The 26,475-nt window shown below is 60.0% G+C and carries 23 protein-coding genes and 1 pseudogene; 10 read left to right on the forward strand and 14 right to left on the reverse strand.

The features are described 5' to 3' along the window. The 3 genes from ACVW0Y_RS14585 to ACVW0Y_RS14595 form a co-directional block, all read right to left on the reverse strand. The gene (locus ACVW0Y_RS14585) at positions 1-1,218 is read right to left on the reverse strand and encodes a type II secretion system F family protein (RefSeq protein ID WP_457439033.1); all 1,218 of its coding nucleotides are present in this window, start codon (positions 1,216-1,218) and stop codon (positions 1-3) included. Between the two features lie 3 nt (positions 1,219-1,221). Continuing rightward, on the reverse strand, positions 1,222-2,925 hold the full coding sequence (gene pilB, locus ACVW0Y_RS14590; RefSeq protein WP_457439034.1) for a type IV-A pilus assembly ATPase PilB: 1,704 nt from the start codon (positions 2,923-2,925) through the stop codon (positions 1,222-1,224). Between the two features lie 130 nt (positions 2,926-3,055). Further along, positions 3,056-3,511 carry a pilin gene (locus tag ACVW0Y_RS14595; protein WP_457439035.1) on the reverse strand — a complete coding sequence of 152 codons (456 nt, stop codon included), beginning with the start codon at positions 3,509-3,511 and terminating at the stop codon, positions 3,056-3,058. A 2-nt stretch (positions 3,512-3,513) separates the two neighbouring features. On the opposite strand from ACVW0Y_RS14595, the gene ACVW0Y_RS14600 reads away from it, so the two are divergent. Beyond that, positions 3,514-3,852, forward strand: a complete 339-nt coding sequence (locus ACVW0Y_RS14600) for a hypothetical protein (protein ID WP_457439036.1) — start codon at positions 3,514-3,516, stop codon at positions 3,850-3,852. Continuing rightward, on the forward strand, positions 3,853-5,607 hold the full coding sequence (locus tag ACVW0Y_RS14605; RefSeq protein WP_457439037.1) for a Wzy polymerase domain-containing protein: 1,755 nt from the start codon (positions 3,853-3,855) through the stop codon (positions 5,605-5,607). It begins immediately after the preceding gene. Between the two features lie 63 nt (positions 5,608-5,670). On the opposite strand, the gene nadC is transcribed toward ACVW0Y_RS14605, so the two are convergent. Next, positions 5,671-6,519 (reverse strand): carboxylating nicotinate-nucleotide diphosphorylase, encoded by an 849-nt coding sequence (gene nadC, locus ACVW0Y_RS14610; RefSeq protein ID WP_457439038.1) that lies wholly within the window; start codon positions 6,517-6,519, stop codon positions 5,671-5,673. A 308-nt stretch (positions 6,520-6,827) separates the two neighbouring features. Here nadC and ACVW0Y_RS14615 point away from each other — a divergent pair, with 308 nt between their 5' ends. From ACVW0Y_RS14615 to ACVW0Y_RS14635, 5 genes and pseudogenes are all read left to right on the forward strand, one after another. Further along, positions 6,828-9,128 (forward strand): DUF1631 domain-containing protein, encoded by a 2,301-nt coding sequence (locus tag ACVW0Y_RS14615; protein ID WP_457439039.1) that lies wholly within the window; start codon positions 6,828-6,830, stop codon positions 9,126-9,128. 109 nt (positions 9,129-9,237) lie between these two features. After that, positions 9,238-9,831 carry a 1,6-anhydro-N-acetylmuramyl-L-alanine amidase AmpD gene (gene ampD / locus ACVW0Y_RS14620; protein WP_457439040.1) on the forward strand — a complete coding sequence of 198 codons (594 nt, stop codon included), beginning with the start codon at positions 9,238-9,240 and terminating at the stop codon, positions 9,829-9,831. After that, the gene (ampE, locus tag ACVW0Y_RS14625) at positions 9,828-10,664 is read left to right on the forward strand and encodes a regulatory signaling modulator protein AmpE (RefSeq protein ID WP_457439041.1); all 837 of its coding nucleotides are present in this window, start codon (positions 9,828-9,830) and stop codon (positions 10,662-10,664) included. The genes ampD and ampE overlap by 4 nt, the downstream gene beginning before the upstream one ends. A gap of 1,298 nt (positions 10,665-11,962) precedes the next feature. After that, positions 11,963-12,160: pseudogene (locus ACVW0Y_RS14630) on the forward strand (HAMP domain-containing protein); the annotation flags it as partial. A gap of 153 nt (positions 12,161-12,313) precedes the next feature. Continuing rightward, positions 12,314-13,018: a methyl-accepting chemotaxis protein gene (locus ACVW0Y_RS14635; protein ID WP_457439092.1), complete on the forward strand. Its 705-nt coding sequence runs from the start codon at positions 12,314-12,316 to the stop codon at positions 13,016-13,018. Positions 13,019-13,057: 39 nt separating this feature from the next. On the opposite strand, the gene ACVW0Y_RS14640 is transcribed toward ACVW0Y_RS14635, so the two are convergent. Continuing rightward, a complete protein-coding gene (locus ACVW0Y_RS14640; RefSeq protein WP_457439093.1) occupies positions 13,058-13,843 on the reverse strand; it encodes a TatD family hydrolase in 786 nt (261 codons plus the stop codon). Between the two features lie 205 nt (positions 13,844-14,048). Between ACVW0Y_RS14640 and ACVW0Y_RS14645 the strand changes: the two genes are divergently transcribed. Further along, positions 14,049-14,948, forward strand: coding sequence for a peptidoglycan DD-metalloendopeptidase family protein (locus ACVW0Y_RS14645; RefSeq protein ID WP_457439042.1), 900 nt, complete (start codon positions 14,049-14,051; stop codon positions 14,946-14,948). 141 nt (positions 14,949-15,089) lie between these two features. Further along, positions 15,090-16,868: a sensor domain-containing diguanylate cyclase gene (locus ACVW0Y_RS14650; RefSeq protein ID WP_457439043.1), complete on the forward strand. Its 1,779-nt coding sequence runs from the start codon at positions 15,090-15,092 to the stop codon at positions 16,866-16,868. Positions 16,869-16,941: 73 nt separating this feature from the next. Here the strand turns inward: ACVW0Y_RS14650 and ACVW0Y_RS14655 are convergent, their stop codons facing one another. Beyond that, positions 16,942-18,525, reverse strand: a complete 1,584-nt coding sequence (locus tag ACVW0Y_RS14655) for a peptide chain release factor 3 (protein WP_457439044.1) — start codon at positions 18,523-18,525, stop codon at positions 16,942-16,944. Between the two features lie 529 nt (positions 18,526-19,054). On the opposite strand from ACVW0Y_RS14655, the gene ACVW0Y_RS14660 reads away from it, so the two are divergent. Beyond that, positions 19,055-20,218 (forward strand): type III PLP-dependent enzyme, encoded by a 1,164-nt coding sequence (locus ACVW0Y_RS14660; RefSeq protein ID WP_457439045.1) that lies wholly within the window; start codon positions 19,055-19,057, stop codon positions 20,216-20,218. A 99-nt stretch (positions 20,219-20,317) separates the two neighbouring features. Here ACVW0Y_RS14660 and ACVW0Y_RS14665 read toward each other — a convergent pair whose 3' ends face one another. From ACVW0Y_RS14665 to ACVW0Y_RS14700, 8 genes are read right to left on the reverse strand one after another with little or no spacing between them, the layout of a single operon-like run. Then, complete coding sequence (locus ACVW0Y_RS14665) at positions 20,318-21,049, reverse strand: class I SAM-dependent methyltransferase (protein WP_457439046.1); 732 nt, start codon at positions 21,047-21,049, stop codon at positions 20,318-20,320. 10 nt (positions 21,050-21,059) lie between these two features. Next, positions 21,060-21,377, reverse strand: coding sequence for a YkgJ family cysteine cluster protein (locus ACVW0Y_RS14670; protein WP_457439047.1), 318 nt, complete (start codon positions 21,375-21,377; stop codon positions 21,060-21,062). 12 nt (positions 21,378-21,389) lie between these two features. After that, complete coding sequence (locus ACVW0Y_RS14675) at positions 21,390-21,911, reverse strand: DUF2878 domain-containing protein (RefSeq protein ID WP_457439048.1); 522 nt, start codon at positions 21,909-21,911, stop codon at positions 21,390-21,392. Then, complete coding sequence (locus ACVW0Y_RS14680; protein ID WP_457439049.1) at positions 21,904-23,175, reverse strand: class I SAM-dependent methyltransferase; 1,272 nt, start codon at positions 23,173-23,175, stop codon at positions 21,904-21,906. The genes ACVW0Y_RS14675 and ACVW0Y_RS14680 overlap by 8 nt, the downstream gene beginning before the upstream one ends. Beyond that, the gene (locus ACVW0Y_RS14685) at positions 23,162-23,980 is read right to left on the reverse strand and encodes a DUF1365 domain-containing protein (RefSeq protein WP_457439050.1); all 819 of its coding nucleotides are present in this window, start codon (positions 23,978-23,980) and stop codon (positions 23,162-23,164) included. The genes ACVW0Y_RS14680 and ACVW0Y_RS14685 overlap by 14 nt, the downstream gene beginning before the upstream one ends. After that, entirely contained in the window at positions 23,977-25,227 is a 1,251-nt protein-coding gene (locus ACVW0Y_RS14690; protein ID WP_457439051.1) for an NAD(P)/FAD-dependent oxidoreductase, read from the reverse strand. Before ACVW0Y_RS14690 ends, ACVW0Y_RS14685 begins: the two co-directional genes overlap by 4 nt. Then, complete coding sequence (locus ACVW0Y_RS14695; protein WP_457439052.1) at positions 25,224-26,012, reverse strand: SDR family NAD(P)-dependent oxidoreductase; 789 nt, start codon at positions 26,010-26,012, stop codon at positions 25,224-25,226. Before ACVW0Y_RS14695 ends, ACVW0Y_RS14690 begins: the two co-directional genes overlap by 4 nt. After that, complete coding sequence (locus ACVW0Y_RS14700) at positions 26,009-26,473, reverse strand: nuclear transport factor 2 family protein (protein ID WP_457439053.1); 465 nt, start codon at positions 26,471-26,473, stop codon at positions 26,009-26,011. The genes ACVW0Y_RS14695 and ACVW0Y_RS14700 overlap by 4 nt, the downstream gene beginning before the upstream one ends. Positions 26,474-26,475 lie beyond the last annotated feature (2 nt).

Below are 26,475 nucleotides of genomic sequence, written 5' to 3' on the forward strand. Positions count from 1 at the left end.
TTAAACCACGGCACCCAGTTTGAAGATTGGCAGGTACATGGCGATTACCAGACCGCCCACCAGTACGCCCAGGACGGACATGATCATGGGTTCCATCAGTGCGGTAAGGCCATCCACCATATTGTCGACTTCTTCTTCGTAGTAAGTGGCCACTTTGTCCAACATGCTATCCAGAGCGCCCGACTCTTCACCAATCGCCGTCATTTGAATAGCCATCGACGGGAAGACACCCGTGGTGCGCATCGAGAAGTTGAGCTGCATACCGGTAGATACGTCGGACTTGACCTTGTTTGTCGCGTTCTTGAACACGATGTTGCCGGTGGCACCGGCTACCGAGTCCAACGCCTCAACCAAGGGGACGCCCGCCGCAAAGGTGGTAGACAGTGTTCGAGCAAAACGGGCAATCGACGACTTGTAGATGATGTCGCCCACCACTGGCATTTTCAGAATGCCGCGATCAAAGCCATCTCGCACTTTTTGCGAACGCTGAAACATCTGTTTGATGCCAAAAGCTGCTCCGAAGATGCCGACCACAATTACGAACCACCAGGTTTGCAGGGCCTCGGACAAGTGAATCACCCAAAGGGTAAACGCTGGAAGTTCTGCACCAAAACCAGAGAACACTGACTGGAACTGAGGAACCACTTTAATCAGCAGAATCGCCGATACGATCAGCGCCACAACAATTACGGCGATGGGGTAATTCATCGCCTTTTTGATCTTGGCTTTCAGTTGTTCGGTTTTTTCTTTGTAGGTGGCAATACGATCCAGCAGGCTTTCCAGAGCACCGGCTTGTTCGCCGGCATCTACCAAGTTGCAGAACAGGTCATCGAAGTACAGGGGCTGCGTGCGCAGAGCGGTGGCGAAACTATTACCCGCAGCAACTTGTTGTTTGATGTCCTCGACCAGCTTGCGCATGTTCGGGTTTTCAACGCCCTCGGCAATAATGTCGAAGGACTGCAGCAATGGCACACCAGCCTTCATCATGGTCGCCATCTGACGGGCGAACATAGCGATATCCAAAGGCTTGATCTTCTTGCCTTTGCCAAACAGCGAGACCGCCTTTTTGCGCACTTTGGTTGGGTTGACACCTTGCTTACGCAGCTGTGCTTTCACCAGGGCTGGGTTCTGGCCGGCTATTTCACCTTTTACCTTGGCGCCTTTTTTGTCGGTGCCTTCCCAGCTGAAGGTGCTGGTCTTTAATGCTTTAACGGCCATGAATTAGTCCTTAGTGACGCGGTTCACTTCTTCGAGGCTGGTGACACCTTGCATGGCCTTCAGCAAAGCCGAAGTGCGCAGGTCATTGAAGCCGTCTTTACGCATTTGCGTCGAAATATCGATGGAGTTGCCTTCCTCCATGATAATCCGTTGCAGCGCAGGCGTGTTTTTAACCACTTCATATATTCCGACGCGGCCTTTGTAACCGTGGTTGCAGTTATCGCAGCCTACGGGGCCGTAAATTTTGAATGTGCCGATCTTGTCTTCCGGGAAACCCTCTTCGAGCAGGGTTTCTGTCGGCACCGGCACCTCTTTCTTGCAGTTGTTGCAGAGCTTGCGCGCGAGGCGCTGGGCAATGATCAGGTTTACCGATGTGGCGATGTTGAAAGACGGAACACCCATATTGCGCAAGCGTGTCAGTGTTTCTGCGGCGCTGTTGGTGTGCAGCGTCGACATCACCATATGGCCGGTCTGTGCCGCTTTAACTGCAATCGATGCCGTGTCCAGATCTCGGATCTCGCCGACCATGATGATGTCGGGGTCCTGACGCAGGAACGATTTCAAGGCGGCGGTAAAGTCCATACCCTGTTTCGGGTTGACGTTGACCTGGTTGATACCTTCCAGGTTGATTTCCACCGGGTCTTCGGCGGTGGAAATATTCACGTCGACGGTATTGAGGATATTCAGGCCGGTATACAGGGACACGGTTTTGCCGGAGCCAGTCGGGCCGGTTACCAGGATCATGCCTTGCGGCTGTTTTAGCGCGGACATATACAGGTCTTTCTGCGCTTCCTCGTAGCCAAGGGCATCGATACCCATTTGCGCACTGGAGGAGTCGAGAATCCGCATTACGATCTTTTCGCCCCAGAGCGTAGGGCAGGTGCTGACGCGGAAATCGATGGATTTGGTTTTCGAAATGCGCATCTTGATGCGGCCGTCTTGCGGTTTACGGCGCTCGGAAATATCCAGGCTGGCCATAACCTTCAAGCGGGCAGAAATTCGCGGGGCCAACTGAATGGGCGGGCGGGCAATTTCGTGAAGAATGCCGTCGGTACGAAAGCGCACGCGGTAGCTTTTCTCATAGGGTTCGAAGTGCAGGTCGGACGAGCCCATCTTGATGGCGTCCAGCAGCATCTTGTTGACGAAGCGTACAACTGGAGCGTCGTCGGCCGCATTGCCGTCGCCGCTGTCTTGCTTGTCTTCATCGACGGCCTGGATATCGACGCCATCCAGGTCGACATCGCCCAGATCGTCCATACCGCTGTTGGCAGCATCGAAGAACTTTTCAATGGCGTCGCCCAGTTTGTCGTCTTCAACCAGTACGGCTTCGGTGTTCAAGCCGGTGCTGAATTGAATATCGGTAACGGCCTGATGGTTGGTGGGATCGGAAATGCCCACGAAGAGTTTGTTACCACGCTTCCAAAGTGGAATGGCGCGGTGCTGGCGCAGTAGCTTTTCCGTTACCAGGTCTTTGGGCTGACTTTCTTTGTCAATGCTGCTCAGGTCGAGGAAGGCCACACCAAATTGGTCTGCGGCGACTTCGGCGAGTTGGCGGCTTTTGACCAGTTTGTTCTGGACCAGATAGGTCACCAGCGAAATCTTGTTTCGCTGCGCTTGAGCGTGCGCCTGCTGGGCGCTTTTTTCATCGAGCAGTTCAGCCAGCACCAATTGCTTGGCTAAACCGGTCAGCATGGGTTTGTCATTCATTGGTTGGCTGTGTGCTTGGAGTATGTAGAGGGGTTATAGCCTAAATGCTATATGAAGCGAAGCGAAGGGCTTTGGGTGTTACGGAAAAAACTAAGGCGCCCGTGGGCGCCTTAGTTTTATGGCTTAAGTATTACTTGGTGGCGCAGTTGCGAGGAGCGAAGTCAGCAACCAGATCGGTAGTGCAGCTCCAGGTGCCGTTGGAGTCGCGGGCCAGGGTGATGACTTTGTCTACAGTTTTAGGGCCGGATTTGCCAGCTTGGTTAACTTTGTTACCGAAAGTGAAGCTCAACGAACCCGAACCGTCGTTTTGGAAACCCGAACCATCGATTGCGATGCCGCCCAGCGGGCTGGCAGTTTGGGAGGTACCCAGACGTGGCAGGGTAACGCTAGCGCCGCCGAGGCCTTGAGCGAAAGCATCTTCAACGCCGGTTTTCAGAGGAGCAATAGCTGCCAGGCCGGTGGCTGCTTCAGAGCGGCCGATGTAGTTCTGGTAAGCCGGGATGGCGATGGCGGCCAGAATACCGATGATCGCAACAACGATCATCAGTTCGATAAGGGTAAAACCTTTCTGAATTTGAGCTTTCATGGATGTCTCCAGTTGGATTCGATTATGCGTTACTGCGTGCTCCGCAGCTGGATGTCGATAGTGCAAGCGCCTTGCCAACAAATACATCGACTCGAAAAATAGTTGAGGGGCCGCTAATTCCGGAGGGCGAAGGCGGCAGCTTTTTGGTCGTTCAATGGACGATTCATGCGGGCGAGCATGCTGAAAAAAGCTATCGGGCCTACGACTGTGAAGTTCTCATGCGCTTTCAGCGGCGCTTCCTTGTAGTCTGTGCGCCGTTGCCAATGATTGGCTCCGAATTCACACGCTTGCCGCGATGGCTTGAAAAGCGAGTGACCAAAATTGTCATAGAGTTCCCCTGAATGTCTAACGTCGCAGCCGCGCAACGCGCGTTTATGCTTGTGCTCCTAGCAGTGGGTATTGGCTTTTGTCAGCCGATGCATGTTTTCCCGCTCGCCAACTTTATCGAAGAGCTTTTGGTCGCCTTAGGTGTGCTGATCGCAGTGGCTGTTTTGTTTTGGCGGGCCACCGAGCTACGCCTTTCAATATGGTTGGTGATGTGGGTAGCGCTTGGCGTGTTGGGGGCTGTTTCAGGGTGGCTGCACCCTCAACCGTTTGTAGCTAGCAAGTTGCTGATGGCGGCGTTCTGGTTCATAGGCCTGTTGGCGCTATTAATAGGCGACCAGATCCAGTGGGAGCAGCAAAGTGTGCGTTGGGCTGAAAAATTGGCCTTTGCTCTTCTGGCTATTGCATTGATCTGCGCTGTTGGCGGCTTCCTACGGTTTTACGGCTTGCTCGGCAGCACTTGGCGCGCCTATGTGCCTGAGCCTAATACTGGGCGAATGACCGGTTTGGTCGGCCACAGTAACTTTTTCGCGTTTATCAGCTTTTTTGGATTGTTGGCTGCCGGCTGGCTGGCTGGTGCTCGCCGCATTGCATTGTGGCTGTGCGCGTTGTCAGTGGTGGTGCTTACGACTGGCATTATTGCCTCGGGGAATCGCGGTGTTCTGGTTGCCTGGGTGGCCATTGTTGCGGTGCTGTTCGCGCGGAGGAATGTTGCTGGGGTCGATCGTTGGCTATGGGTGATGGTGGCAGGCTTCGCCTTTTATTGGGCATTTCGTCCTCTGTATTTCCTGTTCGATCAGTGGTTCTACGCTCTGGTACTCAAGTGGGGCTGGGTGCGTGGTGCCGGTACGGCTGAGAGCGATGTGATCAGTCGCGGGCTGAGTAGCTCGCAACGTTTGAATGAGTGGCGAGTAACCTTGGAGTTGATCCGTCAGAATTTCTGGGGCGGTATCGGTATTGGTAATTACGCGGTGCGCAGTTACGAACAGCATGTGTTGGCGGGTACTTCCTCTGCGGGCGCTTTGTTTGTGCATTCGCATAGCTCGCCGATGCAAGTTGTCGTTGAGCTAGGGGTTGCAGGCTTGGTATGGCTGTTGGCTATGTTTGCGCTTGCAGCCAAAGCCTTCTGGCAGGTTTCAAAAGATCAGGTGCGACTGCTTCCTGCGCTGGTATTGCTGACGATCCAGATTTACGGCCTGATCGAATTTCCAATGTGGATGATGCATTTTCTGGCGCTGAACATGGTGCTGATTGGCGCTCTCGGCGGGGCTGCGGTAACCGTCAAACTGAAGCAGGGGCGGCTATTCTCCATAGCCGCCTTACTGGTCACTTTATTTGTGGCGGTGGTGTACCTGCCACTGGTTGAGCGCACGGTATGGAGTTATCGCCAGTATTTTCTGCGCGCGCCGGTGCAACAGCAGGAGTACGCGTTTGTGGACTCCATGATCCGTGACCCTTTGCTGGAGCCTTTCGGGTACGCACTGTACTTCGCCAACTTCGATATCTCGCTTGTTTCCTTGCCAAAGGAGCGCGAGATTCTGCCGCGTTTTCGTCAGTTGCTTCCTTATCCTCAAATTGTCTCCAGATTGGCTGTTGTGCAGATGATTGATGGCAACGAGGCTGGCGCACGAGAAACCTTGCGTGAACTGGAGATCTGTTACGAAGAGAGCTACCGAGCAGGATTCCTTGAGCAGGTGGCCGTTGCGAAAAAGTTATTCCCTAATGTTCCCTTCGGGCGTCTGTTAGTGCCGGGTCCTGGTACTGACAAATAGGCGCAACCCCAGCCCATAAAAAATCCCGCATGAGCGGGATTTTTTATGGGCGCAAATCGCAGATCAAATACTCAACCGCATCGACAAATCCACCGCCTTAACATCCTTGGTCAGCGTGCCAATGGAGATGTAATCCACTCCCGTCTCCGCAATAACCCGCAGCGTCGTCTCATTAATCCCACCAGAAGCTTCGAGTTTTGCCTTCCCGGCCGTCATCGCCACCGCCGTACGCATTTCATCCAGGCTGAGTTCGTCGAGCATGATGATGTCCGCCCCCGCATCCAGTGCTTGTTGCAGTTCAGCCAGGCTCTCTACTTCCACCTCCACCGGCTTGCCCGGAGCAATGCCATGCGCGGCCTGAATCGCCTGGGCAATGCCGCCGCAGGCGGCGATGTGGTTTTCTTTTATCAAGAAAGCGTCGTACAGGCCGATGCGATGGTTATGGCAGCCACCTTGGGTAACGGCGTACTTCTGCGCCAGACGCAGGCCGGGCAGGGTTTTACGAGTGTCGAGCAGTTTTACCCCGGTGCCGTCGACGATGTCGGCGTAGTGGCGGCAGCGGGTGGCGACGGCGGAGAGGGTTTGCAGGAAGTTCAAGGCGCTGCGCTCGCCGGTCAACAGGGCGCGGGCGGGGCCTTCGAGATGAAACAAAGGCTGGTTAGGCTGCACGCGCTCACCGTCGCGGACTTGCCAATGCACTGCGACGCGGGGATCTATTTGGGCGAATACGTTGTCAACCCATGCGCTGCCGGCTATGACGGCGGCGTCGCGGGTAATGATGGTGGCGTGGGCCAGGCGTTCGGCGGGGATCAGTTGGGCGGTGATATCGCCGCTGCCGACGTCTTCTCGTAGCGCTCGGCGTACGTTGGCTTGAATTTCTGCGCCAAGGTCGGCGAGGAGTAGGTTCGGCATTGGGGGCTCCCATTTCGTATGGGGGCGATTATAAAGAGGCGAAGGCCTCTGGCTAGTGCCATTTATGTGGGTAAAACTGTGCGTCTTATCGCGCGTTGGTCGTCAGTCAGTAGCCGTTCGTAACCAGATGCGGTACATGTGTGATGTAGGTCATATCTGGGCAAGAAGTAGGGTTTTATCTTGCTCGGCCTCTCTATAATCGCTTTTACTGCTTATTATTGACGCCATGCCTTTGACGTAACGGATGACGCTCAGTTGATCGTTATGCAGATGTGAGAGCCAGAAGGCCGGTCTGCGGGAGAGTTGCAATGACTGATGCGAAAGTGGTGCACCTTAATAAGGTTGCTCCCGAGCACTCGCCAACATCACCGGCGGGGAGGCTGCCCGTGGCACTCATTCACGTGCGCGACAAAGCTGCTCAGCAGCTGAAACAAGCCTTGCAGGCGCTGTTCGACAACGCGGATGACACCCTCTTCGAGATGGCTGACCGCGCCACCAGCAACGCTGAGCAAAACGCCTTTTTCGAGGCCATGCGTGACCTGCGTCTGAAGCGCAAGGGCATCGAACGCGGCTTCCTGCAGAAAGTCTTCGAAACCTTCGCCAACCTCAATCAGTACGAAATCGGCCGTGCGCCGCAGCTGGATGCCGTGTCGTTCGACACCCTGGCGCTGATTCAGAACGACGAGCTGGAAGAAACCGTCGCCATCGACTCCATGGTGGCCAAGGTGATGAGCCGCGATGCGGTCGCCCTCGGTCACCTGACCACCCGCATCAATGCGATGGTCAGCAAGAAGCTTGACGACAAAACCAACCCGCTGGGCCCCACCGTACTCTGCGAGTACTTCCTGGAGGCCTGCAGCCGTTTGGGCGTAGAGATCAAGGTCAAGCTGATCATTCTCAAGCTGTTCGAGAAATACGTTCTTACCGATCTCGATCAGCTGTATGCCGATACCAACCAGCAACTGATCGATGCTGGCGTCTTGCCTGAATTGAAAACCGCGCCTGTGCGCCGCAAAACCGGCCCGCCTGTTACTGGCGGTCGTGGTTCAGTTAGCAGCGCTGGCGGTGAAGCCAGTCAGGCTGGCGGTTACGTCGACGAAGGCGTGCAGGAAGTGTTTGGCGTGTTGCAGGAGCTGTTGTCGCAAGTGCGTGGCAGCGGCGTACCGCGCCGCGAAGCGCCTGCCGACGCTCTGCCGATTTCCAGTAATGACCTGATGCGCCTGCTCTCCCATATGCAGCAGCGCCCAGCCTTCACTACCGCCGTGCAGGACGACTTCGACCTACGCAACCAGCTCGAGCAACTGTTGGTGCGCGCCAGCGCCAAGAGCGGCAAGTCGCGGGTGGTCGGTGAGGTTGATGAAGATGTGATCAATCTGGTGTCGATGCTGTTCGAGTTCATTCTCGACGACCGCACCCTGTCGGATTCGCTCAAGGCCCTGATCGGCCGTTTGCAGATTCCGATGTTGAAAGTGGCGGTGCTGGACAAGACCTTTTTCAGCCGCGGCAGCCATCCGGCGCGCCGTCTGCTCAACGAAATTGCCGCTGCAGCCCTGGGCTGGGCGGAGCAGGATGACGCCCAGCGCGACAGCCTGTACCAGAAAATCGAAGGTGTGGTGCAGCGCCTGCTCAACGACTTTGTTGACGACCCGGCGATCTTCTCCGAGCTGTTGGCCGATTTCCTCGCCTTTACCGGCGACGAGCGCCGCCGTAGCGAACTGCTGGAGCAGCGTACCCGTGACGCTGAAGAAGGCAGCGCCAAGGCCGAACTGGCCCGTCGCGAAGTGGAGCACGCGCTGAACGAGCGTCTGCTGGGCAAAACTCTGCCGGAAGTGGTGGTGCGTCTCCTGCAGGAAGCCTGGAGCAAGGTGATGATGCTCACCTGCCTCAAGCACGGCGTGCAATCGCCGGAGTGGGAAGCGGCCCTCAGCACCATGGACGACCTGGTCTGGAGCGTGGCTCCGCACGAAGATCCGGAAGCCCGTCTGCGCCTGCTGGAGTTGGTGCCAGGTTTGCTCAAGGCCTTGCGCGAAGGTATGGCCAGCGCGGCGTTCGATCCGTTCTCCACCAGCGAATTTTTCAGTCAGCTGGAAAACCTGCATGTGCAGGCGTTCCAGCGTTTCAAACGGCCGCTGCCGGAAACCATTGAAGAGACCAGCGCCGATATCGCTGCTGGTCTGGACGGCGACGCGCCCTTGCTGGAGCTGCCGCCGGAAGAGGAAATCGAAGCGGTCGCTGTTCCGGCGATGATCGAAGTGGTTGAGGAAATCGTCCTCCTGGCTCCTGGTGAAAACCGCGAGCAAGAGCCCGAAGTGGTGCTGCCGGATGACGACGAGGGCCTGGCCCGCGTAGATAGCCTGGTGGTTGGCAGCTGGGTCGAGTTCCAGGAAGACGAAGAACACAAGCTGCGCTGCAAGCTGGCGGCGGTGATCAAGCCCACCGGCAAGTACATCTTCGTTAACCGCACCGGTATGAAAGTGCTGGAGAAAACCCGCATGGGCCTGGCCGTGGAATTTCGCCGCAACGCCATCCGCCTGCTGGACGATGCGCTGCTGTTCGACCGCGCCCTGGAGTCGGTGATCGGCAACCTGCGTCGGCTGAAAAACGCCTGATTGCAGCAGCCGTTATCCACAGCGCCCGGCCTTTGCCGGGCGTTGTCGTTTTCAGGGTTGGCCCGCGGAGCAGGCTGCTCTAGAGTGGTCGGCACGCCAAGGAGCTTTTATGCAGCTGGATCCCCAGAGCGGCTGGTGCACTGGCATTCGCCACTGCCCGTCGCCCAACTTCAATGCCCGCCCGAGCGGGGAAATTTCCCTGTTGGTGATTCACAACATCAGCCTGCCGCCTGGGCAGTTCGGTACCGGCAAAGTGTTGGAGCTGTTTCAGAACAGCCTGTGCGCTGAAGAGCATCCGTACTTTGCGGCAATCGCCGAGCTGCGGGTGTCGGCGCACTTTCTGATCGAGCGCGATGGCACGCTGATCCAGTTCGTTTCCTGCCTCGACCGTGCCTGGCATGCCGGGGTGTCGATGTTCGAGGGGCGGGACAACTGTAATGATTTCTCCCTCGGAATTGAGTTAGAAGGGACGGACGACCAGCCCTTTACCGATAGGCAATACGCCGTGCTGGCGCAGTTGAGCGGCCAGTTGTGCCGGGCCTATCCAGCGATCACCGGACAACGTATCCGCGGCCACAGCGATATCGCGCCGGGGCGCAAGACCGACCCGGGTGAACATTTTGACTGGCCCCGCTTCCACGCCGGGCTGGCCGATCAAGGATTGATAGGGCACGAGCTGCCCGCAAAAGGAGTGAAGCAATGAGTTTTCTAGCGCTGCTCTTGGTGCTGTGGGTCGAGAAGTTCTCGTCCTGGCGCACCAGAATCCAGCAAGACGGCACCTGGCTACGGCTGCTGGCCTGGGTCGAGCGGCAAAGTGCATTTCGCGATAATCCCTGGCTGCAGCTGGCGGCGCTGGTGCTGTTGCCCTTGCTGGCGCTGGCGTTGTTGCTGGCGGTGCTGGGTGTGCCGGTGCATGGTTGGCTGGCGCTGCCGGTGCACCTGTGGGTGTTGGTCTACAGCCTGGGCCGGGGTGATCCGCTGGTGGCCTTGGGGCCGTTCCGCGACGCCTGGCGACGTGAAGATCTGGAGGCCGCCTATCTGGTGGCGCAGCGCGATCTGGGGGTTGAGGCGGCTGATCCCGACAGCCTGCTGCAACAGGCTCAGGGCTATCTGCTGTGGCAGGGCTATCAAAGCTTTTTTGCCGTGATCTTCTGGTACGCCTTGCTCGGGCCCTTGGCCGCTCTGGCATATCGCCTGCTGGCGCTGACCGTCGAGCATGCCCAGGACCCCGCCCTGCGTACCCGCGCCGGACAATGGCGGCACGCCTTCGACTGGCTGCCGGTGCGCTTGCTGGCGGGCAGCTTCGCTCTGGTCGGCAGCTTTGTTGCGGTCAGTCGGGTGCTGCTCCATGAGCTGCTGAACTGGAATATTGCTGCTGCCCAATTGATCGCCAGCAGCGGTCGCGCGGCGGAAGAATTCACCACCCCCGCCTTGGGGGAAAGCGGTGTTTCCAGCCTCGATGGCCTGTGGCAATTGCTGGTCCGCGCCGGGGTGTTCTGGTACGCCGGTTTTGCCGTCTGGACCCTGTTGTTCTGACCCCTTGAGGTCACCGTCGGTCGGGCTACAAGGCCCGAGCTGACGGGCCCCGCGCAGGGCCTGGGTGTGAAGTGCCATCACCCTGATCAATGGCCCGCCGCGCTTATGGACGCTTGCTTAACCTTAAGTTACAAAGGTGCTTGCCGATATCGGGTATACAGAATGCCGTGCCCGGCAATCTGTGATGTGTTTCACGCTCGATTTGCCCGTTGCCGTCGCCCAGCGACGCACAAGGGCGGCAGGGATAAAGCGGTTGACCCCCGCCACGTTCGCCGCTCTGCCCTGTGACGATCCATAACAATAATGTGAACAGGAGACGTCTTGTGAAGACCGTGCTGTATCCGGCCATCGCGCTGATGAATCGCCTTAGTTTTGGTATGAAGTTCAGCCTAATCAGCGTCCTCTTCTTTTTGCCAATGCTGGTTACCAACTTCTATCTGGTGCAGGACTCCTACAACGAGTTCGTCGGCACCCGCGCCGAGCTACAAAGCCTCGACCTGATGAGCGCCAGCCTCAAGCTGCGTGGCGATCTGGAAAATCTCAATGACATGGTCGAGATCAACGCTGCCGTCGGCCAGTCCGGCAAGGCAGGGGATCTCGAAGCGCGTATCGGTGCCCTGAGCAAACGTATCGAGGCCGATCTGCTCAAGCTGGAGCCGGTGGTCACTGACGCCGATCAGGTGGAACTGTTCGTCAGCAAACGCGATGAACTGGATAAAGCCCTGAAGGCCGCCGACGCGGAGTCCTCGCTGCAAAGCAAGGCACCGATGATCGAAAAGCTACAGGGCAATATGCAGGTGCTGATCAAGATCATCGCCAACCAGGCCGGCCTCAGCCAGGACGGCCAGACCACCGTGCGGCAGATGATCGAACTGGTCACCAACGGCACCACCTCGGTCACCGCGGCCTTGAGCACCGGCCGCTCGCTGGGTTCGGCGTCGCTGGCGCAAGGCTTTCTCAACTCCTCGGCCAGCGGCAAGTTCGATGAGCTGCTGTTGCTTCTGGAAAAACTGCACGCCGAATACGGCCTGACCATCAACGATGCCCTCGATGGCAGCCCAGCGGCACAAGAGGCGCTGAAAGGCCTGGCCGACGCCAGCCGCGCCACCCTGAAAGACAGCAGCACACTGTTCGAAGATCAGGTGGTAATGGCTGACTCCCTCGACGAGCCCTGGCAGCAGTTTTACGACAGCGTGTCGGCGTCGATGGCAAAAACCTACCAACTGAACGACGCCGCGCTGGTGTTCCTCAAGCAGCAGCTGCAAAAACGTCTGGCGCAGAAACAAGCGCAGATGGTCATGCTGGTGGTGGCGCTGTTGGTGGTGTTTATCCTGATCGGCTACCTGTATGGCGGCTTCTACGTCTCCACCCGTACTACTCTGAAAAGCCTCGGCAAGGTCATGGATCAGGTGGCCGCCGGCGATATGACCGTCAGCTTCCACGCGCAAAGCCGCGACGAACTGGGCGAGTTGGGTGAGGTGTTCAACGGCACGGTGCAGAAGATTCACCACCTGATCGAGCGCGTCGGCCATACCGTCAGCGCCGTCGGCCATCAGGCAGATCGCGTGGAAGACGTTTCCGCGCAGAGCAACCAGGCGGTTGCCGGGCAGCGCAGTCAGATCGAGCAAGTGGCGACCGCAATGAACCAGATGTCCGCCACCGCTCAGGAAGTGGCCCGCAGCGCCGCCGCTGCGGTGGACAGCGCACAGAGCGTCAACCACGAAACCGTTAGCGGCCGCGCCCTGGTGGAATTGCAGGTGGGCAGTATCCAGCGTCTGGCCGATGAGATCGAACAGTCGGTCAACGTGATCAACCAGTTGGCCAGCGACAGTGCCTCGATCAGCCAGGTGCTGGACGTGATCAAGGGCATTGCCGAACAGACCAACCTCCTCGCGCTCAACGCCGCCATCGAAGCGGCGCGTGCCGGTGAGCAGGGTCGTGGTTTTGCCGTGGTGGCCGACGAGGTGCGCAATCTGGCCAAGCGCACCCAGCAGTCCACTGAAGAAATCGAGAAGATGATCGCCAAGCTGCAAGGCGGTGTGGGCGCTGCGGTGAAAACCATGCACAGCAGCCACAGCATGGCCGACAACACGGTGGCCGAGTCGGGCAAGGTGCAGGTCGCCCTGGAAAATATCCTCGGCGCGGTAGGCATGATCGTCGACCAGAACCAGCAAATCGCCGCCGCTGCCGAGCAGCAAACGGCGGTGGCCCACGATATCGATCAGAACATTGTCGAGATCAACCTGGCCGGTGAGCGTACGGCTAAAGGCGCGAGTCAGACCGAGCAGGCCAGCCGCGAGCTATCCGGTGAAGTGGCTCATCTGAAACAGCTGATCAGCGCCTTCCGGGTGTAAGCAGTCGTTGTGAGAAAAGCGCCTTCGTCGGCGCTTTTTTTATGCCTGACGCCAGCCAAACAAGGCCCAGGCATTGGCCGTAGTGGCCTCGGCCAGCGCTTCCGGGCTCACCCCACGCAACTGCGCCAGCGCGGCGCAGATCGCCGCTAGGTACTCGGGGCTGTTGCGTTGGTTGGGGTACATCGCCGGGGCCATATCCGGCGCATCGGTTTCCAGCACCATGGCCTCCAGCGGCAACTGCGCCACCACCTTGCGCAGACGCAGGGCCTGCGGCCAGGTCGCCGCGCCGCCCAGGCCGAGCTTGAAACCCAATTTGAGGTACTCGCGGGCCTCCTCATAGCTGCCGGCAAAGGCGTGGATAATCCCGCCGCGTTGCAGCTTGAAGCGCTTCAGGGTGGCGATCACCTGGGCATGGCTGCGGCGCACATGTAGCAGGGCGGGCAGCTGGAACTCGGCGGCCAGCTGCAACTGCGCTTCGAACAGGCTTTGCTGGCGTTCGCGGTCCAGTTCCGCCAGGTAGTAATCCAGGCCGAACTCGCCCACGGCGCAGAGCTTTTCAGCACCAGCCAGGCGCTCCAGCCACTGCCGCAACTGCTGCAGATGCTCGGGTTGATGCTGCTGCAGATAAACCGGGTGCAGCCCCAGGGCGGCATATAGGCCGGGCTCGCGATTGACCAGGTCCCACACCCGCTGCCAGTTGTCCTGATACACCCCCAGTACCACCGCTCGCGTCACCCCTTTTGCCTGCGCAGCGGCCAACACCTGGCTGCGATCGCTATCGAAGTCGGGGAAGTCCAGATGGGTGTGGGTGTCGGTCAGGTGCATGGTCAGGGCCGTGGGCTGGGCATAGCGCAGAGTAAAGGGAATCGCCGGCCGGTGCGAATTCGCGGCGGCGGGTGGAGGCAGCATCGTCATGGCCACTGGCCGACCAGTGGCGCGAGCCTGTTCACAGCTCAGCGGCCCACGTCTCGCTTGGCGCGGCCCGCTGAGCTAGTCTTGCTGGCTCGATACCCATTAGAACGATGCAGTTATGCTAGGGCGCATTATCTTTCTCTGTGGTCTGACGCTGGCCGCTGCCAATCCGGCGGTGGCTTTGACCATCTACAAGTACACCGATGCCAATGGTGTGGTGACCTACACCGACAAAGCCGCGCCCGGTGCGCAGGTCTTTGTGTTCCGTGATCGCATGGTCGAACGCCTGGATACCCAGGTGAAACTGGAAACCAAAAAGCACGATGCCGGCGAAACCCTGCTGGTGCGCAACGATCTCTACGCCCCGGTGGAAGTGGAGCTCAGCGTGAATAACGCGGTGAACGTGTCGGGGATGCCAGACAAACCCATCCACTGGGTACTGCCGCCGCGCAGCAAGATCCGCCTGGCCACCCTGGCCCCGCGCGATCCCGCCCAACCCATGCGCTACAAGCCGAAACTGCGCACCGCTCTGGGCGATCCGCGCCTGCAGCCGCTGGAGTACGACTACCCCTTGCCCTGGGTCGGTGGCCCGTTCCGCCAGAGCCAGGGTGCCAACGGCAAATACAGCCATTTCACCCCCAAGGGCCGCTACGCCATCGATATTGCCATGCCCGAAGGCACGCCCATTGTCTCGGCCCGTGCCGGCACGGTGGTGAAGGTAGAAAACGATCAGAGCGGCCGCGGCAACAACCCGTCGGGCAATTTTGTCCGAGTGCTGCACGACGATGGCACCATGGGCGTCTACCTGCACCTGATGCGCGGTTCGGTGCTGGTTAATGAGGGCCAGCGCATCGCCCTCGGCACGCCCCTGGCGCGTTCCGGCAACACCGGCAACAGCAGCGGCCCGCACCTGCACTTTGTGATTCAACGCAATATGGGCCTGGCGCTGGAATCGATTCCCTTCGACTTCGTGCAACCGGTCGACACCTTGCCCAACTTCGCTGTGGGCGGTGACTGAGTCGCCTGCTAGCCTGTGTGCAGAGCGCCGGTCACCTCCATCGACCGGCAGGCAGGCGAAGGGCGAAGAATGCGGCGATGCGCACGAGTCATAACCCTACTGTTGTGCTGGCTGGCAGCCTGTTCCTGCTCGGCCGCGCTGGTGCAATTGCAGGATGACAGCGAGCCCCTGCGCCTCGGCCCACAGCTTGAATACCTACTACCCCAACAGCCCCTGCAGTTTGTCGATGCCCAGCGTTCGCGCGGTTGGCAGGCGGTCAATGCCGACTCGTTGAACCTCGGCCACCAGGAACAAGCGGTGTGGGTGCGCATGCACCTGCTGAATATCGCCGCTATCAATGACTGGTTGCTGGTGGTCGAGTGGCCGATCCTCGACCGCGCCGACGTTCGTCTGTATTACCCGCAAAGCCGCAGCTGGGGCACCACGCAGTCGGCCGGCGATCACCTGCCGTTCAGCAGTTGGCCGGTAGCCGAGCGCCAACTGGTGTTTCCCCTGAGCCTGGAGAAAGCCGAAGAAGCCTGGGTGTATATGCGCGTAAGCAGCAAGGAAAACCTGGTGCTGCCCATGCAGATCTACAGCAGCACGCAGTTCCAGGCCCAGGAGAAAAGCCTGCGCATGCTGTTGGGCATGTTCTTTGGCGCCATGCTGGCGATCCTGCTGTACAACGCCAGCCTGTACCTGTTCACCCGGCACCCTAGCTATGCCTGGTACACCGTCTACCTGCTCGGGGTAATCGTCTACGAGCTGAGTATCAGCGGCATCGGCCCGCTCTATGTGTGGCCGGAGCTGGGCAAGCCGGCGCGGCAGATCTATGCGCTGTCGGCGTTCTGGAGCTTCTTCGCGGCCGCCATGTTTATCCGCGCCTTTCTACACTTGCCGCGGTTCGGCGGCTGGCCGCTATGGACCAACAATCTGCTGGCCCTGTATTGGGTGGTGGCGCTGCTGTTGACCCTGGTGCAGCCGGACTGGGTGTATTGGATCGGCATCAACCAAGTGGCGCTGGCTTCATGCATTCTGGCGCTGGTGGTGGCGATTTCCGCCTGGCGACGCGGCAATTCCTCGGCACCGCTGTTTATCCTGGCCTGGAGCTTTCTGATCGTCTGCACCTTTGTGCATGTGGCCGCGCTGGAAGGGCTGCTGCCGATCAATCAGGTCACCCTGCGGATGCAGACCCTGGGCTTTTTCGTCGAGTTCATTTTGCTGTCCATCGCCCTGGCCGACCGCCTCAATCGCGAGCGCGCCGCGCGGCTGGAGGCCCAGCACAGCCTGCTGGAGGCTCGTGAGCAGGCGCTGGCCACCCAGCAGCAGATCCTTGAAGTGCAACGCCGCACCAACGAAGAGCTGGAGCTGCGGGTACAGGAGCGCACCTCCGCCCTGCAACGCGCCAAGCAGGACCTAGAGGAAGCCAACGGCGAGCTGACCCGCATCAGCCACACCGACGCGCTGACCCAGCTGGCCAACCGTCGTTACTGCGACCAGCAGCTGGCGCACCTGAACGACCCGGCGCTGGCGGTGTTGATGATCGACATCGACCACTTCAAACGGGTCAACGACACCTACGGCCACCCCTTCGGCGACACCTGCATCAGCGCCGTAGCCCAGGTGCTGAAGCAGGCAACCCGGCGCAGCGCCGATCTGGCCGCGCGCTATGGCGGTGAAGAGTTCGTGGTGTTGCTGCGCGACAGCAACCCTAAAGATGCCCATGAACTAGCCGAGCAGATCCGTCTGGCGGTGGGCGGCATTCTTCTGGAAGCTGGCGAGGAGCAGGTGAAACTGACCGTGAGCATTGGCGTGGCCTGCAACAATGCCGAACGGCCCCTCGATGTACAGGCGCTGCTCAGCGCTGCAGATCGCGCGTTATATGCGGCGAAGCAGGGCGGGCGGAATCAGGTGCAAGGGGTGCAGGCACTGCCGGCGTAAGCAGACAAGAGGCGCTGCCGGGGAGGCGAGACGCCAGGCTCCGGGCGGGATAAACCCGGAGCCTGTTGGCGTATCAGTGGTGCTCGCGGGTGGCGCGGAATTTGATGTCCGGCCAGCGCTCTTCCATCAGGCTCAGGTTCACCCGGGTCGGGGCCAGGTAGGTGAGGTGGCCACCGCCGTCGATGGCGAGGTTTTCCACAGCCTTGACCTTGAACTCTTCGAGCTTCTTCTTATCGCTGCTGTCGATCCAGCGCGCCGACCACACGGTAATCGGCTCGTACTGGCATTCCACCTTGTATTCGCCCTTCAACCGGCTGGCGACCACGTCAAACTGCAGCACACCGACGGCGCCGAGGATGATGTCGTTGCTGCGCTCGGGGAAGAACACCTGGGTGGCACCTTCTTCGGCCAGCTCTTGCAGGCCTTGGCGCAGTTGCTTGGATTTCAGCGGGTCTTTCAGGCGTACGCGGCGAAACAGTTCCGGGGCGAAGTGCGGAATACCGGTAAAGCCGAGGTTTTCGCTTTCGGTGAAGGTGTCGCCGATCTGGATGGTGCCGTGGTTGTGCAAACCAATGATGTCGCCGGCAAAGGCTTCTTCCAGCTGCTCACGCTCGGAGGAGAAGAAGGTCAGCGCGTCGCCGATCCGCACTTCCTTGCCCAGGCGTACGTGGCGCATTTTCATGCCCTTCTCGTACTTGCCCGAGCAGATGCGCATAAAGGCAATCCGGTCGCGGTGCTTGGGGTCCATGTTCGCTTGAATCTTGAACACGAAGCCGGTGAATTTCTCTTCTTCCGGTTCCACGGTGCGCTCGTTGGCAACCCGGGCCAGCGGCTGGGGAGCCCAGTTGACGACCGCGTCCAGAACATGGTCGACGCCGAAGTTGCCGAGCGCCGTACCGAAGAACACCGGGGTCAGTTTGCCGTCGAGGAATTCCTGCTGGTCGAACTCGTGGCAGGCACCTTGTACCAGTTCGAGCTGATCGACAAAGCGCTGGTACTCGTCACCCAGGTGGGCGCGGGCTTCATCGGAGTCGAGCTTCTCGATGATCTTCACTTCGGTGCGTTCATGGCCGTGGCCGGCGGTGTAGACAATGATGTAGTCGTCCGCCAGGTGGTACACGCCTTTGAAGTCGCGGTAGCAACCGATTGGCCAGGTGATTGGCGCGGCCTTGATCTTCAGCACCGCTTCGATCTCGTCGAGCAGTTCAATCGGATCGCGAATGTCGCGGTCGAGCTTGTTGATAAAGCTGACGATGGGCGTGTCGCGCAGGCGGCACACGTCCATCAGGGCAATGGTGCGTGGCTCAACGCCCTTACCGCCGTCGAGCACCATCAGCGCCGAGTCCACCGCGGTCAGGGTGCGGTAGGTATCTTCGGAGAAGTCTTCGTGGCCGGGGGTGTCGAGCAGGTTGATCATGTGCTCGCGGTAGGGGAACTGCATCACCGAGGTAGTGATGGAGATACCGCGCTGCTTCTCCATTTCCATCCAGTCGGACGTCGCATGGCGGTCAGATTTGCGCGACTTCACCGTACCCGCGATGGCAATGGCCTTGCCCATCAGCAGAAGCTTCTCGGTGATGGTGGTTTTACCGGCGTCGGGGTGGGAAATGATCGCGAACGTGCGGCGTTTCGCGACTTCGGCGGCCTGAGTGGTCATGCGAGAACCTGGTCGTGGAGCTGGAAATTGGCCGCGAAGTATACAGGATGCCCGTCGCGTTTGGGGCGGCGGACGCCTTGCCCGGCTGCCCAGCGGCTTGTCGCGGGGCAGTGGCATCGCACGGGGCCCGCAGGTCAGTCCGAAGGAACCCTGCCAGTGATAGTCGGTCTGTCAAAAAAGGTCCGCAGACTTATCCCTGTCCCTGCGCTGGAAGCCTTGAATGGCAAGGGTTTGTGCAGCATTTTGGACGTTTTGTTTGTTATCCAAAACGAAGCGGCAAAGCGGTGCAAAACTGCGACATTTTTTGATTGATCTTGCCCCCACATGCTCCTAAAGTTCGCGCCCGAACGTCCATGCTGGAAACGATCCATGCGGCTCAAGTACTGACGACGAGAGATCGATTTCGATACTCGGCGACAAGCCTTGGGAAGTAGGCGAACCAAAGTGGGGAAACGGATTCGACGTTCGCGGCTTTGTCACAAAGCCACCCCTAACTACCTTTGTTTGTTTTGCCCATGGAGTCCCTCGCATGTCGATTCAGGTGGAAGACTACTACCCGCGCGCAACCTTTCAGAAAATGAAAGAGTTCGCCGATCAGCAAGAAACGCCGTTCGTGGTCATCGACACCAGCATCATCAGCCAGGCCTACGATGACCTGCGCGCCGGTTTCGAATTCGCCAAGGTGTATTACGCAGTCAAGGCCAACCCGGCCATCGAGATCATCGAACTGCTGCGCGACAAAGGCTCGAACTTCGACATCGCCTCGATCTACGAACTGGACAAGGTCATGTCCGCCGGTGTCGGCCCGGAGCGCATCAGCTACGGCAACACCATCAAGAAATCCAAAGACATCCGTTACTTCTACGAAAAAGGTGTGCGCCTGTACGCCACCGACTCGGAAGCCGACCTGCGCAATATCGCCAAGGCCGCCCCGGGTTCGAAAGTCTATGTGCGCATCCTCACCGAAGGCTCGACCACTGCCGACTGGCCTTTGTCGCGCAAATTCGGCTGCCAGACCGACATGGCCATGGACCTGCTGATCCTCGCCCGTGACCTGGGCCTGGTGCCCTATGGCCTGTCCTTCCACGTTGGCTCGCAGCAGCGCGATATCTCGGTATGGGACGCGGCGATTGCCAAGGTCAAAGTGATTTTCGAGCGTCTGAAAGAAGAAGACGGCATCGAGCTGAAACTGATCAACATGGGTGGCGGCTTCCCGGCCAACTACATCACCCGTACCAACAGCCTGGAAACCTACGCCGAAGAGATCATCCGCTTCCTCAAGGAAGACTTCGGCGATGACCTGCCGGAAATCATTCTGGAGCCGGGCCGCTCGCTGATCGCCAACGCCGGCATCCTGGTCAGCGAAGTGGTGCTGGTGGCGCGCAAGTCGCGTACCGCCGTCGAGCGTTGGGTGTATGTGGACGTGGGCAAGTTCTCTGGCCTGATCGAAACCATGGACGAATCCATCAAGTTCCCGATCTGGACCGAGAAGAAAGGCGAAGTGGAAGAAGTGGTCATCGCCGGCCCGACTTGCGACAGCGCCGACATCATGTACGAGAACTACAAGTACGGCCTGCCGCTGAACCTGGCCATCGGTGACCGCCTGTACTGGCTATCCACCGGTGCCTACACCACCAGCTACAGCGCGGTGGAATTCAACGGCTTCCCGCCGCTGAAGGCGTTCTATCTGTAAGCCTTGCTTGCACAAAAAGCCCCGCTAAATGCGGGGCTTTTTTATCGGCGCATGTTCCGCTTTGTCGGGTTTGGCCGTTGGCTCAACCCAACCTACGGGCTACTGCGCCTTGAATTGGCAGGTGAGGTAACGGTTGCTGAAGCCATAGCGCAGCATCGAGCCGAGGCGCGCGAGCAGGTAGAAGGGGTGCTGGCGGTAGTACTGCAGCACCGCATTGCCGACGCCTTCGGAGCGGTGTTGTTTCTGGTGGTCGGCTTTTTTGCTGAACAGCCCTTTGAACTGCCACCACTGGATCTGCTCGAACTGCGCCGCTGCGCGCAGACCCTGGCTGCGGAACAGTCTGGCGAACGAGGCTTTGCTGAAGTCGTGCAGATGGTGGGGGTTGCCGTCCAGGGTCGGGGTGATCGGCACCGAGGCGATCACCTGACCGCCGCTGGCCAGCAGCTTGCTGTAGTTGGTCACCAGGCGGCTGGGGCTGGGCAGGTGTTCGATGGTTTCCAGGCTGACGATGGTGTCGAAGCCGTGCTCGCTGGCAAAGGTTTCGGCGTTGGCGCACACGTAGCGGAGGTTGGCCAGCTGGTAATGCGCCTGGGCATAGGCGATGGCGTCGGGGTCGATATCCACGCCTGTCACGGTTTTGTCCGGGTTCTGTTGCGCCAGTAGCGCCGTGCCGTAACCGCAACCGCAAGCCATATCCAAAACCCGCGAGCCACTGAGCAGGCCCGAGGCGAATTCATAGCGCTGCATATGGATGGCCAGGGTGGCCAGATCGTCGGGGTTTTGCGGGTCCAGGTCCTTTGGATAAATGCGTTCGATGCTGTGCAACGTCATTCCTAATCCCTTAGCGATAGATGGTGGTCAGCTGCTCACGCTCTTCCAGGCATTCCGGTGAGCCTTCTTCAAAGATCCGGCATACCCAGGGGCGGTTTTCGTAGATGGTACAACGCATGGTGTCGCGGTCCAGGGCGATGCACCAGCCATCGTCCAGGCGCGCCATCACTTCGCCGCCCCATTCATCGGTATCGATATAGCGCTCGGGCACCCCGGTGTCGGTGAGCAGCAGCACTTCCAGTTGGCAGCAGCAGGCCGCGCAATTGGAGCAGGCAACCACAGGGGTTGGCTCAAGGGTGACCAGGGGAATGGGGGGCAGGGCGCTCATGGGGGCGACAGTCTACAGACTGCGCCGGCCGGTTGGCGGCATTTCGACCGGTTGCATGCGTAGCGCCAGGCGGTGCAGCAGCGGAAACAGCAGCGCCCACAGCACCGCCAGAATCGCCAGGCTTGGCCACAGGCCAAAGGGCAAACCGACCCCAGCCAGGCGTGCGCCGGCGTAATACGACAGCGGCGCAGTGGCGGCACCGAGCACGCTGGCCAGCCACCAGGGCCGTGCGGTCCAGGCCAGACAGTGGCGCAGGGTGGTGGCCAGCAGCGTCCACATCAGCACCAGCCAGAATGGAATCAGCCAGCGTGACTGGGCGAATTCGAACAGCCCGGCGTGCATCAGCAGGCTGTCGATCAGCGTGCCCAGCAAGGTGATAACCAGCAGCAGCGGCAGTTCGCCGCGGCCGAGCCACAGCAGATGAACGCCCACCACCAGCAGTGGTACCAGCAACAAGACCGGCTGTTGCGGGCTGAAAATGCCGGCGAACCAGGCGAGCTGAAACAGCCCGGCGTTCGCCAGGTTGCTAAGCATCAAAGCGCCCTAGCAGCGGCGCGGTCTGTGCCGCCGGTTTGGCCAGCAACAGCTGTGCGGTGCCGATGGTGCGCTCGATAAAACCGCCCTCGCAGTAGCACAGGTAAAACTCCCAGAGGCGGAAAAAATAATCGTCGTAGCCGTGCTCATGCAGGGTATGGCGGGCGTTGCGCAGGTTGTCGTGCCAGATGCGCAGGGTGCGCGCGTAGTGCTGGCCGAAGTCTTCCATATGCACCAGGTTCATATCGGTATCCGCGGTGACCACCCTGAGCATCTGGCTCAGCGAGGGCAGGGCACCGCCGGGGAAGATATAGCGCTGAATGAAATCGACACTGCGCTTGGCCTGTTCGTAACGCTGGTCGCGAATGGTGATGGCCTGCAGCAGCATCAGGCCATCGTCCTTGAGCAGGTGCGCGCACTGTTTGAAGTAGGTGGGCAGAAAGCTGTGGCCGACCGCTTCGATCATCTCGATGGAAACCAGCTTGTCGAACTGGCCTTCCAGGTCACGGTAGTCCTGCAGCAGCAGGGTGATGCGCTCTTGCAGGCCCTGGGCGGCGATCCGTTGCTGGGTGTAGGCGTACTGCTCACGGGACAAGGTGGTGGTCGTCACCCGGCAGCCATAGTGCACCGCCGCATAGATGGCCATGCTGCCCCAGCCGGTGCCGATCTCCAGCAAATGGTCGCTGGGTTTCAGCGCGAGCTTCTGGCAGATGCGCTCAAGCTTGTTCAACTGTGCCTTTTCCAGGCTGTCATTGGCACCCTGGAACATGGCCGCCGAGTACATCATGGTGGGGTCGAGAAACTGCTCGAACAGCTGGTTGCCGAGGTCGTAGTGGGCGGCGATGTTCTTCTGCGAGCCTTGACGGGTATTGCGGTTCAGCCAGTGCAGGCCGGCGATCAGCGGCCGGCCCAGTCGCGCCAGGCCGCGCTCCATGGCGTCGAGCAGGTCGAGGTTGCAGACGAACACGCGCACCACCGCCGTCAGGTCCGGGCTGCTCCAGTAGCCGTGGATATAGGCCTCGCCGGAGCCGATCGAGCCATTGCTGGCCACCAGTGCCCAGACGGCCGGATCGAGCACCTGGATCTCCGCTTGCAGGGCCGCGCCGGGTTGGCCGAACACCCGGCATTCGCCGTTTTCGACGATGCTCAGCTGGCCATGGCGCAACTGCCCCAGTAGGCGCAGCACGGCGCGGCGCAGCAGGTTGGCAGAGATGCCGTTGCCGCTGCGGGTAAAGGTTTTGCTGCTGAGGCTAGGGCTTTTCATGGCGGTGTTCCTGGCTGGCGAGCGGGCGGTCGAGGCTGGCCACGCGCAACGCGCCTTCGGCCGCCTGGTGGGAAAACAACGGAATGCGTTTGAGCAACAGGCGCAGGGCCTGCCAATAGATGGCCAGCAGGGTTTTGCCAGTCATCCAGGGGAAACTCAGCAGGTAGCGGTGCAGGCTGGCGCGCGACAGCTCGCGGCGCTCAAGGCTCAGGCTGGCGTCAAACAGCTTGAGTTCGCCCTGCCAGTCGGCCATATGCACGCCCAGGCGCGCCGCGGGTTGGCTGAAGCGCATGCGGTATTCCAGATCGAGGGGCAGAAACGGCGAGACATGGAAAGCCTTGCGCACTCGCACCTGATAGGGGCCGGGTTCGCCGTCCGGGCAGGGCAGCACATAGTGATAGCGCTCCTGCCACGGCGTATTGCTGACCTCGCAGAGCACTGCTTGCAGCTGGCCGACGCTGTCGTAGCAGTAGAAAAAGCTCGCCGGATTGAATGCCAGGCCCCAGCTCCGGGGCTGCGCCAGCAGGCAGATTTTGCCCAGCAGCGGCTGGCCCAGGGCTTCGCTGACGATCTGCCGTACCGCATCGCCAAGGCGTATTCCGGCACCGGTAAAGGCCGGCAGAAAATCCTGTTCACGAAAGGCGAAGGGCGACCAGCGTCCGCGCCCGGCCAGGGGCGAAAGGGCTAGCACCTGTTCCTGCTCGTCGAGATCGAGAAACAGCAAGCCCATGCGGTAACGAAAGGCATGGGCGCGTGGGCTGAAGCGCCGGTGCTGCACCCAGCCGCTGTAGAGGGCGCTGTTCATCCGAGCTCCTCGCCGAACGCCTTGGCCACCCGCAGGGCACTGACCACGCCGTCTTCGTGAAAACCGTTGGCCCAGTAGGCACCGCAGTAATAGCTGTGTTGCACGCCGAGCAGCTCGTGCCAGCGCGCTTGTGCGGCCATGCCGGCGAGGCTGTATTGCGGATGGGCATAGCTATGACGCGAGAGCACCTTGGCCGGGTCGATGGCGGCGCTCTGATTGAGGCTGACGCAGAAGGTGGTGTCGCTGTGAATGCCCTGCAGAATATTCATGTTGTAGGTCACCGCCGCCGAGCGCTGGCGATCGCCATCCAGGCGATAGTTCCAGCTGGCCCAGGCCAGGCGTCGCTCGGGTAGCAGGCGGGTATCGGTGTGCAGCACCACCTCGTTATCGGCGTACGGCAGCGCGCCAAGAATGCTCTGCTCGGCAGCAGTGGGGCGGTCGAGCAAGCGCAACGCCTGGTCGCTATGGCAGGCGAATACCACCTTGTCGAAACGCTCGCTGCCCTGGGCGCTGTGCAGGGTTACCCCCAGCATGTCGCGATCGACCTTGTGCACCGGGCAGTTGAGGCGAATGTGCTGGCGAAACGATGCACAGAGCGGCTCTACATAGCTGCGCGAGCCCCCGCTGACCACATGCCACTGGGGCCGGTTGTTGACCGACAGCAGGCCGTGGTTGCTGAAGAACTGCACAAAGAATTGCAGCGGGAAATTAAGCATTTCCCCCAGCGACATCGACCAGATGGCGGCACCCATCGGCACTATGTAGTGGTCGATAAAACGTTGGCGATAACCACGGGCTTGCAGGTAGGCACCCAGCGTGGTGCCGGCACCGATACGCTGGCTGTGCAAATCTTCCAGGGCTTCGCGGTTGAAGCGCAGGATATCCCGGAGCATGCCCCAGAACGCCGGCGACAGCAGGTTGCGCCGCTGAGCGAACAGGCTGTTGAGGGTGTTGCCGTTGTACTCCACGCCAGTGCCCGGGTCGCGCACCGAAAAGCTCATTTCGGTGGCCTGAAAGCCGACCTTCAACTGTCCCAGCAGGCGGATAAAGTTTGGGTAGGTCCAGTCGTTGAACACGATAAAACCGGTGTCTATCCCATAGTCGCGGCCGTTCACCTGCACATCCACGGTATGGGTGTGGCCACCGATCCAGTCACTGGCTTCGAAGACCTGGATATCGTGTTGGCGGTTCAGCAGGTAAGCGGTGGTCAGCCCGGAAATACCACTGCCGATAATGGCAATTTTCATGCTGCGTCCTTGCTGGGGGGTGAAGCGTTCGTGGCGCTGCGCGCCATGCGTTTGCCGAGCGCCAGTTGCAGGCCGGTGGGCAGACAGGCGAGCCATTTAAGACAGGCGATAAATACGCCGGGAAAGGCGATCTCATAGGGGCGTTTGTCCAGCCGCCGAACGATATGGGCAGCGGCTTGTTGCGCCGACCAGCGCATCGGCATCGGAAAGTCATTGCGTTGGGTCAGCGGCGTATCGACAAAACCGGGGCTGACCAGGGTGACATCGATACCTTCGGCGGCGAGGTCGATACGCAGCGACTGCAGCAGGTAGCGCAGCGCGGCTTTGGATGCGCCATAGGCTTCGGCACGCGGCAGCGGCAGGTAGGTAACCGAGCTGGCAACGGCCACCAGATGCGGTTCACGGCCAATGCGTAGCAGCGGCAACGCGGCTTCGATGCAGTAGGCGGCAGAGAGCAGATTGGCGCGCATTACCCGCTCCACCATCGCCGCCTCGAAATGCTGGGCGTCGATATATTCACAGGTGCCGGCGTTCAGGATCACGCCGTCCAGCGCTCCCCACTGCTGGGCAATCTGTTCGCCTATTGCATGCACCTGCGCGGCGTCGGCGAGGTCCCCCGGCAATACCAGCACCTGCTCCGGATACCGCGCGGCCAGCGCCTGCAACGGCTCGCCCCGCCGTGCGCTGAGCACCAGACGGGTGCCGGCGGCCAGCAGCTGCTCGGCCATGGCCGCGCCAATGCCGCTGCTGGCTCCGGTCAGCCAGACCCGCCGTGCGCCGCTCATGCCAGGCGGCCTTTGAGCCAGCGGATCAGCCGTCCCAGCAGCGGCAGGTGTTCATACAGCAAGGCGCCGGCATCGAAGTAATCGCGATGGGCATAGACCTTGTCGCGCCACAGCAGATGCGAGCAGCCGTCGACCTCAATTTGCCGGCCGCCATTCAGACGTGGATGGCGGTAAGTCATTTTCCAGCGCAGGTAGCCGGCACCGGGGTAGAGCTGGTCGAAGCCGTAAAACTGAAAGTGCAGCTCCTGGACGTTGGCGTACAGCTCGTGGAAATACCGGGTTAACGCCGCCAGGCCATGAATCTCATGCAGGGGGTCTTCAAAGCGCACGTCCGCGCTGTACAGCTCGCTCAAGCGCTCCAGGTTATTGGCGTCGAGGCTGGCAACGGCAGTGGCAAAACGCTGGAGAAACTCGCGTTGTGCCTGGCCGTCATTCGATGGGTCTGGCTGTTCGAATTTCATGA

Source organism: Pseudomonas sp. TE3786 (genome assembly GCF_054057335.1).